The sequence below is a fragment of the uncultured Pseudophaeobacter sp. genome, from assembly GCA_905479575.1.
Lineage (GTDB): Bacteria > Pseudomonadota > Alphaproteobacteria > Rhodobacterales > Rhodobacteraceae > Pseudophaeobacter.
Map to the genome: position 1 here is coordinate 13,359 of CAJQNB010000003.1, position 14,115 is coordinate 27,473.

The 14,115-nt window shown below is 60.4% G+C and carries 14 protein-coding genes; 5 read left to right on the forward strand and 9 right to left on the reverse strand.

From position 1 onward, the window contains the following. The first annotated feature begins 1 nt into the window (after position 1). Positions 2-736, forward strand: a complete 735-nt coding sequence (locus tag QZ268_RS00885) for a folate-binding protein (RefSeq protein ID WP_295446827.1) — start codon at positions 2-4, stop codon at positions 734-736. 152 nt (positions 737-888) lie between these two features. Next, positions 889-1,449, forward strand: coding sequence for a hypothetical protein (locus tag QZ268_RS00890; protein WP_295446828.1), 561 nt, complete (start codon positions 889-891; stop codon positions 1,447-1,449). 55 nt (positions 1,450-1,504) lie between these two features. On the opposite strand, the gene QZ268_RS00895 is transcribed toward QZ268_RS00890, so the two are convergent. From QZ268_RS00895 to QZ268_RS00920, 6 genes are read right to left on the reverse strand one after another with little or no spacing between them, the layout of a single operon-like run. Beyond that, a complete protein-coding gene (locus QZ268_RS00895) occupies positions 1,505-1,969 on the reverse strand; it encodes a polynucleotide kinase (protein ID WP_295446830.1) in 465 nt (154 codons plus the stop codon). Continuing rightward, positions 1,959-2,525 (reverse strand): histidine phosphatase family protein, encoded by a 567-nt coding sequence (locus QZ268_RS00900; protein WP_295446832.1) that lies wholly within the window; start codon positions 2,523-2,525, stop codon positions 1,959-1,961. The genes QZ268_RS00895 and QZ268_RS00900 overlap by 11 nt, the downstream gene beginning before the upstream one ends. Beyond that, entirely contained in the window at positions 2,522-3,592 is a 1,071-nt protein-coding gene (locus tag QZ268_RS00905) for an MBL fold metallo-hydrolase (protein WP_295446834.1), read from the reverse strand. The genes QZ268_RS00900 and QZ268_RS00905 overlap by 4 nt, the downstream gene beginning before the upstream one ends. Beyond that, on the reverse strand, positions 3,593-4,642 hold the full coding sequence (locus tag QZ268_RS00910; protein WP_295446836.1) for an ABC transporter ATP-binding protein: 1,050 nt from the start codon (positions 4,640-4,642) through the stop codon (positions 3,593-3,595). It lies immediately after the preceding gene. Continuing rightward, positions 4,630-6,333, reverse strand: coding sequence for an iron ABC transporter permease (locus tag QZ268_RS00915; protein WP_295446838.1), 1,704 nt, complete (start codon positions 6,331-6,333; stop codon positions 4,630-4,632). The genes QZ268_RS00910 and QZ268_RS00915 overlap by 13 nt, the downstream gene beginning before the upstream one ends. Continuing rightward, positions 6,333-7,301: an ABC transporter substrate-binding protein gene (locus tag QZ268_RS00920; protein ID WP_295446840.1), complete on the reverse strand. Its 969-nt coding sequence runs from the start codon at positions 7,299-7,301 to the stop codon at positions 6,333-6,335. The genes QZ268_RS00915 and QZ268_RS00920 overlap by 1 nt, the downstream gene beginning before the upstream one ends. Before the next feature lie 166 nt (positions 7,302-7,467). On the opposite strand from QZ268_RS00920, the gene QZ268_RS00925 reads away from it, so the two are divergent. Beyond that, a complete protein-coding gene (locus QZ268_RS00925) occupies positions 7,468-8,247 on the forward strand; it encodes a DeoR/GlpR family DNA-binding transcription regulator (RefSeq protein ID WP_295446842.1) in 780 nt (259 codons plus the stop codon). A gap of 71 nt (positions 8,248-8,318) precedes the next feature. Here QZ268_RS00925 and efp read toward each other — a convergent pair whose 3' ends face one another. Then, a complete protein-coding gene (efp, locus tag QZ268_RS00930) occupies positions 8,319-8,882 on the reverse strand; it encodes an elongation factor P (protein WP_295446844.1) in 564 nt (187 codons plus the stop codon). Positions 8,883-9,100: 218 nt separating this feature from the next. On the opposite strand from efp, the gene QZ268_RS00935 reads away from it, so the two are divergent. Both QZ268_RS00935 and QZ268_RS00940 read left to right on the forward strand, forming a co-directional pair. Next, complete coding sequence (locus tag QZ268_RS00935; protein ID WP_009811619.1) at positions 9,101-9,418, forward strand: DUF6280 family protein; 318 nt, start codon at positions 9,101-9,103, stop codon at positions 9,416-9,418. A gap of 256 nt (positions 9,419-9,674) precedes the next feature. Beyond that, positions 9,675-11,135 (forward strand): cobyric acid synthase, encoded by a 1,461-nt coding sequence (locus QZ268_RS00940; RefSeq protein ID WP_295446848.1) that lies wholly within the window; start codon positions 9,675-9,677, stop codon positions 11,133-11,135. A gap of 133 nt (positions 11,136-11,268) precedes the next feature. On the opposite strand, the gene QZ268_RS00945 is transcribed toward QZ268_RS00940, so the two are convergent. Together QZ268_RS00945 and QZ268_RS00950 are read right to left on the reverse strand one after the other, a co-directional pair. After that, on the reverse strand, positions 11,269-12,417 hold the full coding sequence (locus QZ268_RS00945) for a hypothetical protein (RefSeq protein ID WP_295446850.1): 1,149 nt from the start codon (positions 12,415-12,417) through the stop codon (positions 11,269-11,271). A 120-nt stretch (positions 12,418-12,537) separates the two neighbouring features. Further along, entirely contained in the window at positions 12,538-13,953 is a 1,416-nt protein-coding gene (locus tag QZ268_RS00950; protein WP_295446852.1) for a TolC family outer membrane protein, read from the reverse strand. Positions 13,954-14,115 lie beyond the last annotated feature (162 nt).

Genomic DNA, 14,115 nt, shown 5'->3' on the forward strand with positions numbered 1-14,115 from the left:
CATGCGCGCGCGCAAAATTCTTCGCCTATCCGGGGCAGATGCCCGCGATTTTCTACAGGGGCTGATCACCAGTGATGTCAGCAAGATTGACCAGGGTTTGGTCTATGCCGCCCTGCTGACGCCCCAGGGCAAATATCTCGCCGATTTCTTTCTGGCCGCTGATGGCGCGGATGTGCTGCTGGATGCAGATGCGGATCAGGCCGAGGCCCTGCTCAAGCGGCTCACCATGTATCGTTTGCGCTCCAAGGTCGACATCTCCCTAACTGACCTACAGGTGATGCGCGGCACCGGCCCCGCCCCCGCAGGCGCCCTGGCGGATCCGCGTCATGGGGATCTGGGCTGGCGGCTGATCGGAACCGAGGGCGGCGAGGATGACAGCGACTGGGAGGCGCTGCATGTCGCCCATTGCATCCCGCGCAGCGGTATCGAGCTGGGACCAGACAGCTATATTCTGGAGGCCGGATTTGAGGCCCTGAACGGGGTGGATTTCCGCAAAGGCTGCTATGTCGGCCAAGAGGTCACCGCCCGCATGAAACACAAGACCGAGCTGCGCAAAGGGCTGCGCGTGGTGGAAATCAGCGGCGCAGCGCCTGTGGGCAGCGACATCACCGCCGGTGGAAAGGTGGTCGGAACCCTGTTCAGCCAATCCGGTGGCCGCGCGATTGCCTATCTGCGCTTTGACCGCGCCAAGGAAGAGATGGCCGCAGGCGAGGCCCAGTTGCACTGGCAGACCTGACGGGCTAGGCTCTATTTCTCGACAGACTGCAAATTTTTTCTCGCCTTATCATTTTGTTACACCTTTACAGCCAAGCCTGTTCCCTAGGACGGCTCCTCTCTCTATTTCTCCAGAGAGGTACGTTTCAGCAAACCTATTTTCTCGGAGTCCCCATGCGCCGCCATTGCCTTGCTCTTGCCCTGACCATCCTGCCAGCCCTGCCCGCCACAGCCCAGTACTGGGAATTTGGCGACTGGCGTGTCTTTGTTGAAACACATGAATCCACCGAACACACCAGCCATACCTGCACCGCCTCGACCGGTGGCGATGGCGACCCCTCGCTGCGATTGTCGGTCTATGATCTGGATGGCGGCCCTCCTGATAGCTATCCGGCGCCAACGCTCTACGAATCCGCCGTCCGCGGCTATCCTACGCAGGTGCAAAACGGCCAGGCGGTGGGCTTTGTCTTTGACCAGCAAGCCGCCTTTTATGCCATCGCCAATGGCTATTTCGACGCCGATGGCTTTGCCCAGGCTGAAGCCGCCCCGCGCTGGCAAGACACTATCAACATGCTGCGCTGGATGAAGGCTGGCCAGTCCATTGATATCCGCACAGTCCAGCCCTACGGTCCCGGCCAGCCGGTCATGCAGGCCTCGTTGCGAGGATTTACCGCCGCCTATGGCAAGATGATGGATGAATGCGGCTTCTCGATCGAGATCACCGATCCCAACTAACAGCTGACCCCGATCCCGGGCAGGCTTTGCCCCGGAAGCCGCCTTTTGCCTTGGATCAGAAATCCCCCGGCGCGCATTGCAGGCAGGTCAGCCCCTCTGCGCGCCACAGATCCACCACCGAGCTGCGATCATCCACAACGATCCAGGGCTCAAAGCCATCCGCCCGCATTTCTGCCAGCAACAGCCGCTTCACATCCGGGTCGCTCATTTCGTCCTGCCCCGTTGGTCGCAGATAAAGCGCATCACAGGCCAGGTCGTTTGCCGCCAGCCAGGCCGCAGTGTAATCTGTCCAGCCCGCAGGCCGCCCGGAACAGATCACGATGGTTTCGCCCACCTGTTTGAGCCGCCTAAGCAGATGCGCCACGGGGGCGATGACTTCGGCCTCGGCCATGGCCTGATGAAAGGCCTCCCAGTTCTTCACCTCGCCATGCACCAGATGCCCCAGCCGGGGCGCATCAAATTGGGCAAGGGTGCCATCGACATCAAAAACGACACAGGGCCGCCCGGTTTCAGAGCGCATGTGCAACCTCCTTATGGCTATCATTCACCCAGACAAACGAAATCGGATGGGCGTTTGGCGCGCGGGCGCCGGTGCTGTGTTGTCCCGCCAACAGGCGGGTGGCGCGGATCACCCCGGAATGACAGACCAGAACCGGCAGGCGATCTTGCGCCTGCGCACAGCACGCGGTTATGGCCTCGGCAACCCGGATGATCATCTCTGACCAGTCTTCGCCGCCTTCCGGCCGCCCCGCGCGCGGTGGCAGCTCTGCCAGCGGCGCGCCTTCAAAACACCCCCAGTCTCTTTCTCGCAGGCCGGGGTGGCAGTGGAATTCCTGATCCGGAAACCCCAGCTGACAGGTCTGTTGTGCGCGCTCCAAGGGGCTGGAAAACAGCGCAATGGCGCCCGGCCATGGATGCCCGCGCAAAGCCCGCGCCTGCTGGCGGCCCAAATCCGTAAGCGAAACATCCAACCGCCCGGCGATAATGCTGTCGCGGTTTGCGGTGGTCTGCCCATGGCGGATCAGGCAAATGCTCTGCGACGGCAGCTTTGGCCAGGATGGGGAGGCCGCGCTCATAGCGGGATACTCTCATGCATAAAGACCTCGGCGCCCAGACCCTCTTCCACCAGATAATCCTCGGGGCTGATACAAAAGGCCGGGGCAAAGCGTTTTGCCCCAAGGCGGCGCAGCATCTTGATCTGATCCCCCAGCGGAGGGTGCACATTCCAGCGTTGGAAATAGCCGCCGGGCACCGCGCAGATGCCACGGGCATGGGCGGTCATATGACCAGTGAAAATCACATGGGCATCGCGCCCCAGTCGTCCACTTTCTCGCCAGGCCCGCACATAGCCCCAAGCCGCGCCCCCATCCGCATTGGGGGTGTCGCAGATCAAAAACCGCGCCTGCTCCAGATCGCCGCGCTGCAGCAGAGGTGCAATCTCCTGCGCCCGCGGGCTTAGACCGCCGCGCGCCAGCGCTGCCGTCAGCGCAGCGCGACATTCCGGGTCAAGGATCACCGCCTCCACACCAAAACGCTGCACCAGATGCAGTGCCATTTCCCCGGCCCGTCCCGAGGGCGGCACCGGCAGCAGGATCTGCCCAGGCAACTGGTCGATCAACTGATCCAAAGCGGCAAAGCGTTCGCACTGCGCAACCGGATCCAGCTGGTACGAGCAATCCAGAATGGCCGTCGCTGCGGCGGGCGGCGGATCAAAGGCAAACCAGTTGGATTCCTCGGACCAATCGCCGGAGTAAAACAGCCCGGCGCCAATATCAAAATGCATCCAGATGCCGCCCAGTGCATGCCCATTGCGGCCGGTGGTCAGGCGAATGCCGTCAATCAGCACCTCGCCCTGTTCCGGCAAGAGCCGCACCTCTGCCGCCGGGGGCAGCGCCTGCGCCGTCTGCGCCGTGGCATAGATCGGCAGTCCTGCCTCAACCGCATAGGCGGCACCACCGATGTGGTCGATATGGTCATGGGTGATAAACACCGCATCTGCCCCGACCAGCCAGGCCGGGTCAAAATGTGCGTTGGCCTCTGGTCCGAACCCGCAGTCCAACAACCAGGTTTTGCCCTCAACACAGAGGCGCATACAGGCTGGGCCTTTGTCGCCAATGCCCGACAATACTTCTATCGTGTTCATTTAGTCCTCGCAAAACGCCCAGGGAGATCCAATGCTGAGCCCCAGCTGGCTGCCCTCAGGGTAGCGCACCCGGCTTTCGGCCATCAGCTCGGCCCCCTCAGGGGTTCGAAGCATGAGCCGATAGCGCCCGCCCAGATAGGTGCTGCGGGTCACTGCAGCCCGCAGATCACCGGTTTCGGTTATGGTGATATCTTCGGGGCGCAGGCAGAGCTGGTTGGGCCTGTCCGCGCTGGTCTGCACCGAAATCTGCGTGCCCAAAAGCAGCGCCGCGCCCTGCCCCTTGCCCCTGCCCGGGGTAAAATCGCTGATCGGCAGCACTGTGCCCTCGCCAACAAAACCCGCGACAAAGCGATTGCAGGGCCGACTGTACAGCGCCTCCGGGGTGTCGAACTGTACGATGCGCCCCTCATGCATCACCGCGATCCGGTCGGCCATCGCCATGGCCTCGGCCTGATCATGGGTCACATAGACCATGGTGGCGCCGGTACGGTGGTGGAAATCCAAAAACACCTCCTGCATCGAGGCCCGCAGCGCCACATCCAGATTGGCCAGGGGTTCATCCAGCAAAACCGCCTGCGGGTCCGACACCAGACAGCGCGCCAGGGCAACCCGCTGCCGCTGCCCTCCGGACAGATCCGCAGGCATACGGTCGGCAAAAGCCACCAGCCCGGTGGCCTGCAAGGCGGCTTCGGTTTGGCGGCTTTGCTCGGATTTTGACAGGCCGCGAACCTCCAGCGCAAAGGAGACATTGCGGCGCACGGACATATGCGGCCAGAGCGCATAGGACTGGAAGACAAAGCCGATATTGCGCGCCTCGGGTGGCACCGCATGCCCCGTCGCCGCATTTGCCATTTCCTGTGCACCGATGGACAGGGCGCCAGAGGTGGGGGCCTCAAACCCCGCCAGCAGCCGCAGCAAGGTTGACTTGCCACACCCCGATGGGCCCAGAAGGGCGACAAATTCACCGTCTTGGATGGTGGCGCTGATGGCATGCAAGGCGGGGATGCCTGCAAATTGCTTTTCAACAGCGTCCAGTTTTATGTCTGCCATGGCAGGCTTCCTTTTGGCAGGTGACGCGCCGAGATCTGCAGGCCGGCCATCAAGCCCATCACCACCAGAACAATGGTCATGGCAAGCGCCGACGCCATCACCGTCTCACCGCTGTCATCCAGGTTAAAAATCATCACGCCGAGGGTCTCAGTCCCCGAGGACCACAACAGCGCGGAAACGGTCAGCTCATTGAAGGCGGTCAGGAAAACCAGGATCGCCCCCGCCGCCGCCGCCGGTGCAGAAAGCGGCAGGATGATTAGGCGCAGGCGCTGAAACAGCGTGGCACCGACGGATTGCGCGGCTTCGTTCATCGCCGGGTCAAGCTGACGGATGCTGGCCTGAATGGGACGAAACATAACCACCAGGAACCGCGCCAGATAGGCGAGGAATATAATCCAGATGGTGCCGTAGAGTGTCGCATCGGTGAACGGCAGATTGATCAACAACAGGATCATCGCAATCGCCAGCACCACCCCCGGCAGCGCATAGGGCAGATCCACAAGCGCATCAAACACCCGCCCCAACCGCGACGGGTTGCGCTCCATCAGCCAGGCCAGCGGCAGGCAGATCAGCACCAACGCCACAGCGGCGCCACTGGCCAGGCCCAGTGAGTTCACAAAGGCCCGCGCCGTGGCTGGTTGGCGAAACAGCGCCTCATGCCAGGAAGCCAGGGTCACGGTCTCAAAGCTCAGCGGCACACCGTAGGCGGGCACCAGCGAGGTGGCGATCAGCCCCAACATCGGCAGCACCAGAATGGCGCAGACAACCAGCCAGAGGCCAATCTCGATGGGCAGGCGCGCAGATCCCAGCGGCATAGCCAGCGGCCGCGCGGTGGAGCCCACCAGATGCACCTTTTGGCGCGACTGGAAAAACCGCTGCAACAGGATGCCGCAGATGGCGACACAGCCAATGACCATGGCCAGAACCGCCACCTCGGCCAGCACAGTCGAGGACAGGCCGGACAGACGCTGGTAGATCAGCGTTGGCAGGGTGGAATACCCCGCTGGAATGCCCAGCATCGCCGGAATGCCAAAGTTCCCCAAGGCGGTCACAAAGGTAATGGCAATGCCCGCCGCCAGGCTGGGCAGACACAGCGGCAGAATGATATGCCACCACAGCCGCAGCCCGCTGGCACCACTGATCCGGGCAGCCTCGACCACGTCTTGTGGGATGGCACGCAGACCGGCGCGCAGGGTCAAAAAGATGATCGCAGTATGCTGGATCCCCAGCAGCAGGATGATGCCGCCCTGCGAATACAGCGGTTGCGGTGTGCCCATGGCTGGCGCCAGTCCCAGGGTTTTTAGCAACACCGAGGACGGCCCCATGATCTGCGTCCAGGACAGCGCAGTAATCTGCGGCGGGATCATCATCGGGATCATCAGGCAGAACACCAGGGTTGTCTTTGCCCGCAGGTCGGTCAGGGCCACCAGAAAAGCAAAGGCGCTGCCGATCAGCAGTGACACCAGGGTGCCAAATCCCGCTGTGATCAGCGAGTGTTTCAGCGCCAATTGGGTCTGGCTCTGCATCAACACCTCTGAAAACAGGCTCAGGTTCAGTTGGTCGTCGATGGTGACGCCTTCAACAAACAGCCGCAAAACAGGAGTCAGCGTCAGGGCAATCGCAATCAAGAGGATAAAGGAAAGCAGCCGGTGCTCGGACCGGCTGCCTCCCGCTGTTTGGGGCATGAACATTAGTTGGCCCCAAAGATCTCAGCAAATTTGGCCTTGTTGGCCTCGGCATTTTGCAAGGCAACCGCCGGGTCAAAATCCATCAGCTTGATATCGGCGCGGGCAGGAAAGCCTGCAGGTACGCCCATGTCGTTGCGCGCGGGGATATATCCCATCTCCAGAACCAGATCCTGGCCCTTTTGGCTCAGCACAAAATCAACAAAGCGTTGGGCCGCATCGGTGTTTTTGGCAGTGGACAGGATGGCCACTGGCTCGGTCACATAAGAAACGCCCTCTTTTGGGAAGACAAACTCAACCGGGGAACCCTTGGCCTGGTTGCGGATGGCGAGGAAATCAACAACCATTCCGTAGGGCTTTTCGCCCGCAGCAACAGCTTTGAAGGTGCCGCCGTTGCCGCCTTTGGCACGGGCGTCATTTGCGGCCAGATCGCTGTAGTAGTCCCAGCCCAGGTCCTTGTCGCCGGTCAGGGTTGCCAGGTGAATCAGCGCAGCACCGGAATAGAGCGGCGATGGCATGGCGATCTGCCCCTTCAGCGCCGCATCGTTCAGATCGGCCCAGGAGGTCGGCGCGGTCTCAACACCGGTGTTATACACGATGCCGGTGGTGATCAGCTTGGTCGAGTGGTAAAACCCTGCCGCGCTATACAGCGCCGGATCATAGGCTGTGGCTTCGGGGGACTGATAGGCGGTCAACAGTCCTTCCTGCGCCATGCCTTCCAGGGTCACGGTATCTGCAATCAGCAAAACGTCGGGCTGCGGATTGCCCGCTTCGATTTCGGCACGCAGACGGGCCATCAGCTTGGTGGTGCCATCGCGCACCCACTCTACCTCGGTGCCCGGGTTGGCAGCCATAAAGGCATCTACGGTCTTTTGTGCATCGGCATTGGGCTGCGAGGTATACAGCGTCAGGGTATCCGCAACACTTGCAGTGGATACGCAGGCCAGGGCAGCGGCGGTCAGAAAGCTCTTCATCATAAATCTCCAGAGATTTTGCCTTTCGAACGAAAGACACGTGATGGGGAGCTTATTGCTGCCTGATGCAACAGGTTTATGACAGCCATGTATATGTTTTATTACTGTTTTCGCAACGATCTCTTTACTGTAAGTGACAGGCAGAACAACTTTCGAAAGAAACCTTATGAAGCGCAGTGACTTGGACATTCGACGCGACCAGATTGTTGCCCTGCTGGCAGAAAACGGCAGCCTGTCAGCGCAAGAGCTGTGCCAGCGCCTCAAGGTTTCGGTGCAGACGATCCGCGCCGATCTGCGCGATCTGGACGAGGCCTCTTTGGTGCAACGCCGCAATGGCGTCGCCCGGTTGCGCCAGCAGGCCGAAAATATCGGGTATCTGCCCCGTCTCACGGTCTCCCACAGCGAAAAACACCAAATCGCACAGGCGGTTCAGCAGCTGGTCCCCCATGGTGCCAGGGTGGCGCTGGGAACAGGAACCACCGTCGCCCAATGCGCCCGGCTGCTGGCCACCCGGCAAGATCTCTTGGTCGCCACCAATTCGCTTCACGCGGTCATGGCGCTGCAACATGCGCCGGGGGCGCGGGTCGAAATGGCGGGCGGATCGGTGCGATTGCGGGATCTGGACGTAATCAGCCCTGCCAGCATCGAATTTTTTGCCCGCTACCGCATGGAACAGGCCATATTCAGCTGTGGTGGCATCTCCCAAAGTGGCGAAGTGCTGGACTACAACACAGAAGAAATCACCGCCCGTCAGGCCATCGCCGCCTGCGCCAAACAAAAGATCCTGGTGGTGGACAGCGCCAAGTTCGACCGGGACCTGCCCTGCCAGATGCAGCACCTCTGGGACTACGATGTGGTGGTGACGGGAGCAGAGCTGTCAGAAAGTTTACGCAAAAAATGCGCCGCATCAGGATGCAGGACCATCCAGGTCGCCCTCCCGCAATAACAGGTGCAAAAAAGAAACCCCCGCAAACCAGTCCGGTTTGCGAGGGTCAAATGCGTCGACGACACCTTCGATCAGGCGCGTTCGGCGTATTCCATGGTTTCGGTATTGACCACGATCATTTCGTCCTGGCCAACAAACGGTGGTACCATGACCTTGACCCCATTCTCTAGCACCGCAGGCTTAAAGGAGTTGGCAGCAGTCTGCCCCTTTACCACCGGCTCGGTCTCGACAATTTTGCAGGTCACTTTTTGTGGCAATGTCGCATTCAGGGCTTCTTCTTCGTAGAATTCCATCACAATTGTCATGCCGTCCTGCAAGAAAGGACGACGATCGCCCAGCAGCTCGGCGGACAATTCGATCTGTTCGTAGGTTTCGGTATCCATGAACACCAGCATGCCGTCGCTCTCATAGAGAAACTGCTGGTCTTTTTGCTCCAAACGCACGCGCTCAACCTTGTCGGCGCTGCGGAAACGTTCGTTCAGTTTCGAGCCATTGCGCAGGTTGCGCAGCTCGACTTGGGCAAAGGCGCCGCCTTTACCGGGCTTTACGTGATCGACCTTGACTGCGGCCCAAAGACCACCGTTGTGCTCCAGAACATTGCCGGGGCGGATCTCGTTACCATTGATCTTGGGCATCTGAAAAATCCATCTGGGAAGGTTGATGATATATTAAGCGTCCCTATATCTGTCGTGGTCACAACTGGCAAGACAACGATATCTCGTAGTTACGCCAGAAAAGCTATGCGATTTTTGCATGAAAGCTATGCATATACAGGCTATTCGAATCGTCACAGTTCCGTCATAAGGAACGCCACGCCGAGAATTGCAATAGCAAGAACAATAAAGGAAACGGGATGCGAGATTTCGTTGACGGCACTGCATACAATAATGAACAGGGCAACCGAGCACGCAAGCTCTTTGCCGCTGTTGTATTGGCTGCCTTGGATGATGCCATTGCCGATGATAAAAAATACGGCAACGGCCCCGAACAGATCGCCCGCTGGGCGCGCTCGCGCGATGGTCGCGAAGTGCTCAGCTGTGCTGGCATTGACCCCAATGAGCGGGTTGTCGGTGGGTTGATGGATTTTGTTGGTCGGGGTGTGCGCACCTCTGTTGCCCTGTCGCGCGAAGAAAGCGAACGGCGCAACGCTGCTCAGGCCGAAGCCGCCTGAAGCCGACCAAGGCCCAAAAGGCCGAACAAATGATCACAGATCTATAGAAAAGCGCGTCCTGGGGGGCGCGTTTTTCTTTTGCGCCCCATCCCGTCACAGGCAACTGGTCAAAGGCAACCTGTCGCAGATCCTCCACCCAAAGGCGGTTTTCCCCGCGCTTGCCCGCGCAATTTACGAGATTGATCAAAAAACCCTTTTCCTTGCTGGCTCAATCGGCAATCAGACAGCAAAGACCAGACCGCACGAGGAGAACGCCATGACGGCACGCGCACTGATGATCCAGGGCACCGGCAGTAATGTCGGGAAATCTCTCCTTGTGGCGGGGCTGGCGCGGGCCTTTGTGCGCCGGGGCCTCACAGTGGCGCCATTCAAATCCCAGAACATGTCCAACAATGCCGCCGTCACCCCAGAGGGCGGCGAAATTGGCCGCGCCCAGGCGCTGCAGGCGCGGGCCGCCGGGCTGGCGCCCCATGTGGACATGAACCCGGTGCTCCTGAAACCCGAAACCGACACCGGGGCTCAGCTCATCGTGCAGGGCAAGCGGCGCGGCACCCAGTCTGCGGGCTCCTTTATGCGCGATAAGTCCGGGCTGCTGGAAGCGGCGCTGGACAGCTATCACCGTCTGGCGGCGGGCGTTGATCTGGTACTGATCGAAGGCGCAGGCTCACCAGCTGAAACCAACCTGCGCCGGGGCGATATCGCCAATATGGGCTTTGCCTGCGCCGTGCAGGCGCCTGTTGTTCTGGTCGGAGACATCCACCGTGGCGGCGTCATTGCCCAGATTGTCGGCACCCAGGCGGTGCTTGACCCAACGGATCTAGAGCGCATTGTCGGCTTTGCGGTGAACCGCTTTCGCGGCGATGTCAGCCTGTTTGATGCGGGGCGCGATGATATTGCCCGGCGCACCGGCTGGCCCTCGCTGGGGGTGATCCCGTGGTTTTGGGAGGCCTGGAAACTGCCGGCCGAAGACATGATGGATATCGCCTCGCGCCAGGGCGGAGCCTGCAAGGTGGTTGTGCCGCAGCTGGAGCGCATGGCGAATTTTGACGATCTTGACCCGCTGGCCGCCGAACCCGAGGTCACGGTTGAGATCGTGCCCCCGGGCCGTGCCCTGCCAGGGGATGCGGATCTGGTGCTGATCCCGGGCAGCAAATCCACCATTGGTGACCTTGCCTATCTGCGCGCCCAGGGCTGGGATATCGACATTCTGGCCCACCACCGGCGCGGCGGCCATGTGCTGGGCCTGTGCGGCGGCTATCAGATGCTGGGCAAAACCATCGACGACCCCCTGGGGGTTGAGGGCGCACCGGGCAAGGTGGCGGGCCTGGGCCTGCTGGACGTGCACACCGTAATGTCAGACGACAAACGCGTCACCCTGACCGAGGCCAGCAGCCTGCAGGGTGGCTTGCCCGTGCAGGGCTATGAAATTCACATGGGACGCACCACGGGGGCCGATTGCACACGGGGCTGGCTACAGATCGCCGACCGGGTAGAGGGCGCCGCCTCTGCGGATGGGCGGGTGCTGGGCTCTTATCTGCATGGGTTGTTCAGCGCCGATGGTTTTCGGGCGCATTACCTATCCCAGCTCGGCTATGACAGCTCCACCCAGTATGAAGACAGTGTCGAAGATACGCTGGATGCCCTGGCGGACCATCTAGAACAGCATATGGATCTGGATCATCTGCTCTCACTGGCGACAGAGGTGCCTGCCCCATAAGCGCGAAGGGACCCACTGGTTTTGGCAACCGCATAGACAAAGCGGGGGTCTGAGCGGAGCAAACAGAGTCCACAGGTCCAGTTTCCACTGGACCGCACTCCAGGTCTGCTTGAAACAGCCAGGCGAAGTCCGGTCAGATCAAATCCTGAGCGGCAAGGGCCCGCTGGATTTCACGACGCACCAGCTTGCGCACATTGCGGGTGATTCTCTCGCCCAGGGCGCCCTGCAATTCACTGCGCACGATATCAGCAACCAGCTCGCGCAGGCTCTCCTCATCGAGATAGCTTTCTTCCGCAGCATCGTCCCCCAGGGCGTCCATCGTCGCGCGGGTGACAGCCTCTTCGGCCAGGGCTGCGGCGTCGAAACCGGCGTCGGTTTCATCCTCGGTTTGCGGCGCCGGATCGGCTTCAAACTCAGCCTCGGCCCCAACTTCTTCCGTGTGATCCTGCCACTCAAGCGTTTCGATATTGGTGCCGGCATAAGGATCACTGGAAGCGCCATCTGGCTCCCACTGCCCGGTTGAGCGCGCCACTTTGGCCTCCAGCTCGGCTATTTTTTGCACCACCGCAGACACCCGCTGGCTGCCATCCAGCTCATCAGTTTCAGGCTCAGCCACCTCGGCCTCATCCAGATCCAGGCGCGCGTCATCTGCGTTCTGGCCCTGCTCGGCAACGGTCTCGCTTATCTGTGGAGAAAGCTGCATTTCCGCCTCGGCTGCGTCCATGGGCGGGCTATCCACGCTGCCAAAGAGCGTCGCCTCAGGGTCGCGCCATGGCGCAGCGTCCGCCGGTTCCGTGCCCTCTGCAGCCTGCGCAGGCTCAGCCTCTGATTGCTCAGTTGCGCTGTACTGATCGGCAGCCAGGTCGGCATCCCCGTCTACCTCAACGGTGTCATTGGAGCGAAAGGCAATAACCTCGCCAGGGTCTAATTCTGGCTCAACCTCAAGATCCAAATGGCTGACACCCTGCAGGTCATAGGCAGCCTCCATCCCCCATGACGCCTCAACCTCAGCCTCAGACGACACATCGACGGCCTCAGGCTGGTCCGAACCCGCCTCGGCTGCATCGCAGGTATCCTCCGCCACCCGCAAAGCAGGTGTCAGAACCAGACGCGATGTTGGCTTTGCAGGCGCTTGCGGCGCGGAAGCCGACAGGTTGTCCTGCTGGCTGCCCACCGCTGGCCCAGTCACCGGGCGCGGCCCAGAGCGCCCATCCTCACTCACCAAACGGCGGATTGAGGACAGGACATCTTCGATTTCAGCCTGTGTAACAGGATCGGACATTGTATTTGAACCACTCTAGCCTTTGCGACAAGTGTAGCTCTCCTGCCGCAATCGCACAACATTTAGAGAGACTTTTAGTTTCGACACGGGATGGTTTCTAAACAGGCCCTTTTGCCCGGCCTAGTTTTTACCCAAGGCCCGCAGCACCCGGTCCAAATCCCGGCTTTGACGGCTGAGCTGCGCTGGCGCCTCTTTGACCAGATTATAATACAGGGTCGGATCATAAATCTCGACCGCAAGACCCAGGTGTTCTGCCGTCAAAAGCCCCTGTGCTTGCAGCAAGGAATAGGCCGCCGTGGCCTGGCTGGCCCGTGCCTGCACCCGCGCTGTCAGCGCGTTCAGCAGATCCTGTTCCGCCTGCAACACGTCCAGCGTGGTGCGCGCGCCCAATGTGGCCTCTTCGCGGATACCGTCAAAGGCCACCTGTGCTGCCCGTACGCTCTCATTCGACGACACCAGACTGGCGGTCGCAGCCTCTAAGGTAACATAGGCCTCGGCAACATCCTGAGCCACCGCACGCTGTGTCGAAATCAACACGCCCCGCGTCGCATCAGCGCTCGCCATGGCAGACCGCACCGATGAGGCCAGAGCACCACCAGCATAAAGCGGCTGGCTGTAGGTGATGCTGCCGCCAGTGCTGTCAGATTCAAAACTATTGCTAAAGCTGTTTGTGGCAGAGATTTCCGCCCCCAGCTTGATACTTGGCCCCAGACCTTTTCGCGCCGCATCCGTGGCGAAATCAGCTGCCTTAACAGCATGCTGCTGTCCCAGCAGATTGGGATGATTGCGCACGGCAATGGATTCTGCTGCCTGAAGGGATGCAACCCGTTTGGGCAAGGGAGGTTGTCCTGCTGTTGCGCCAATAGGGTGACCAACCGCCTCCACATAAGAGGCCTGCGCCGACAGCAAATCGCCGCGACTTTGGATCAGGGTCGCGCGGGCAGAAGCCAGGCGGCTCTGCGCCAATGCAACATCCGTGCGGGTCACCTCCCCCACTTCAAATCGATCCTGCGAAGCCTTTAGCTCTTCCTGCAACAGGCGCAGGTTGTTGCCCTGCAGCCGCACCGTCTCTTGTTGCAAAAGGACGTTTACATAGGCCTGCACTGCACCAAACAGCACCTGTTGTTCGACGTTTAGCAAGCTTTGGCGGGTCGCCAGAACGGTTTGTTGCGCCGCAAGCTGCTTGAGCTTTGTCGCCCCACCATCATAGAGCAACAGTTCCAAAGCCAGGCCCGTCGTCAGCTGGTCCACACTCGAAGAGGGCGACTGGCCATTCACAGTATGTGTGTTCTGCGTGCTGGCTCTGATGGTCCAATTGACGATCGGACGCAGGCCAGCAACAGCGGCTGCGACGTTTTCATCCTGAACCCGCAACAAGGCCCGGTTCTGCTCCAGCAACCCGCTGTTTTTATAAGCGCCAATCAGCGCGTCGGACAGATTGTCCGCACTCGCGGGTTTTGGCAGCGCAAAAGCAAGCGCCACAGAGCCTGCAAATACAAACGTCTTTAACAAACTTGCCGAATTCTTCTTCAACATCGGTCGCCCTATTCGTTTGCCGCGCCGCCAGCCGCGGGAGTTTTGTTATGCTTCAGCTCATACCTGCTGTATGGGCTGTTCGTCTTCTTTGTCCTCACCTCATGCAGTGCCAGTAGATCTGGGCACGGCATCACGGGCAAAAAACTGCCAACCCGTTTCTAT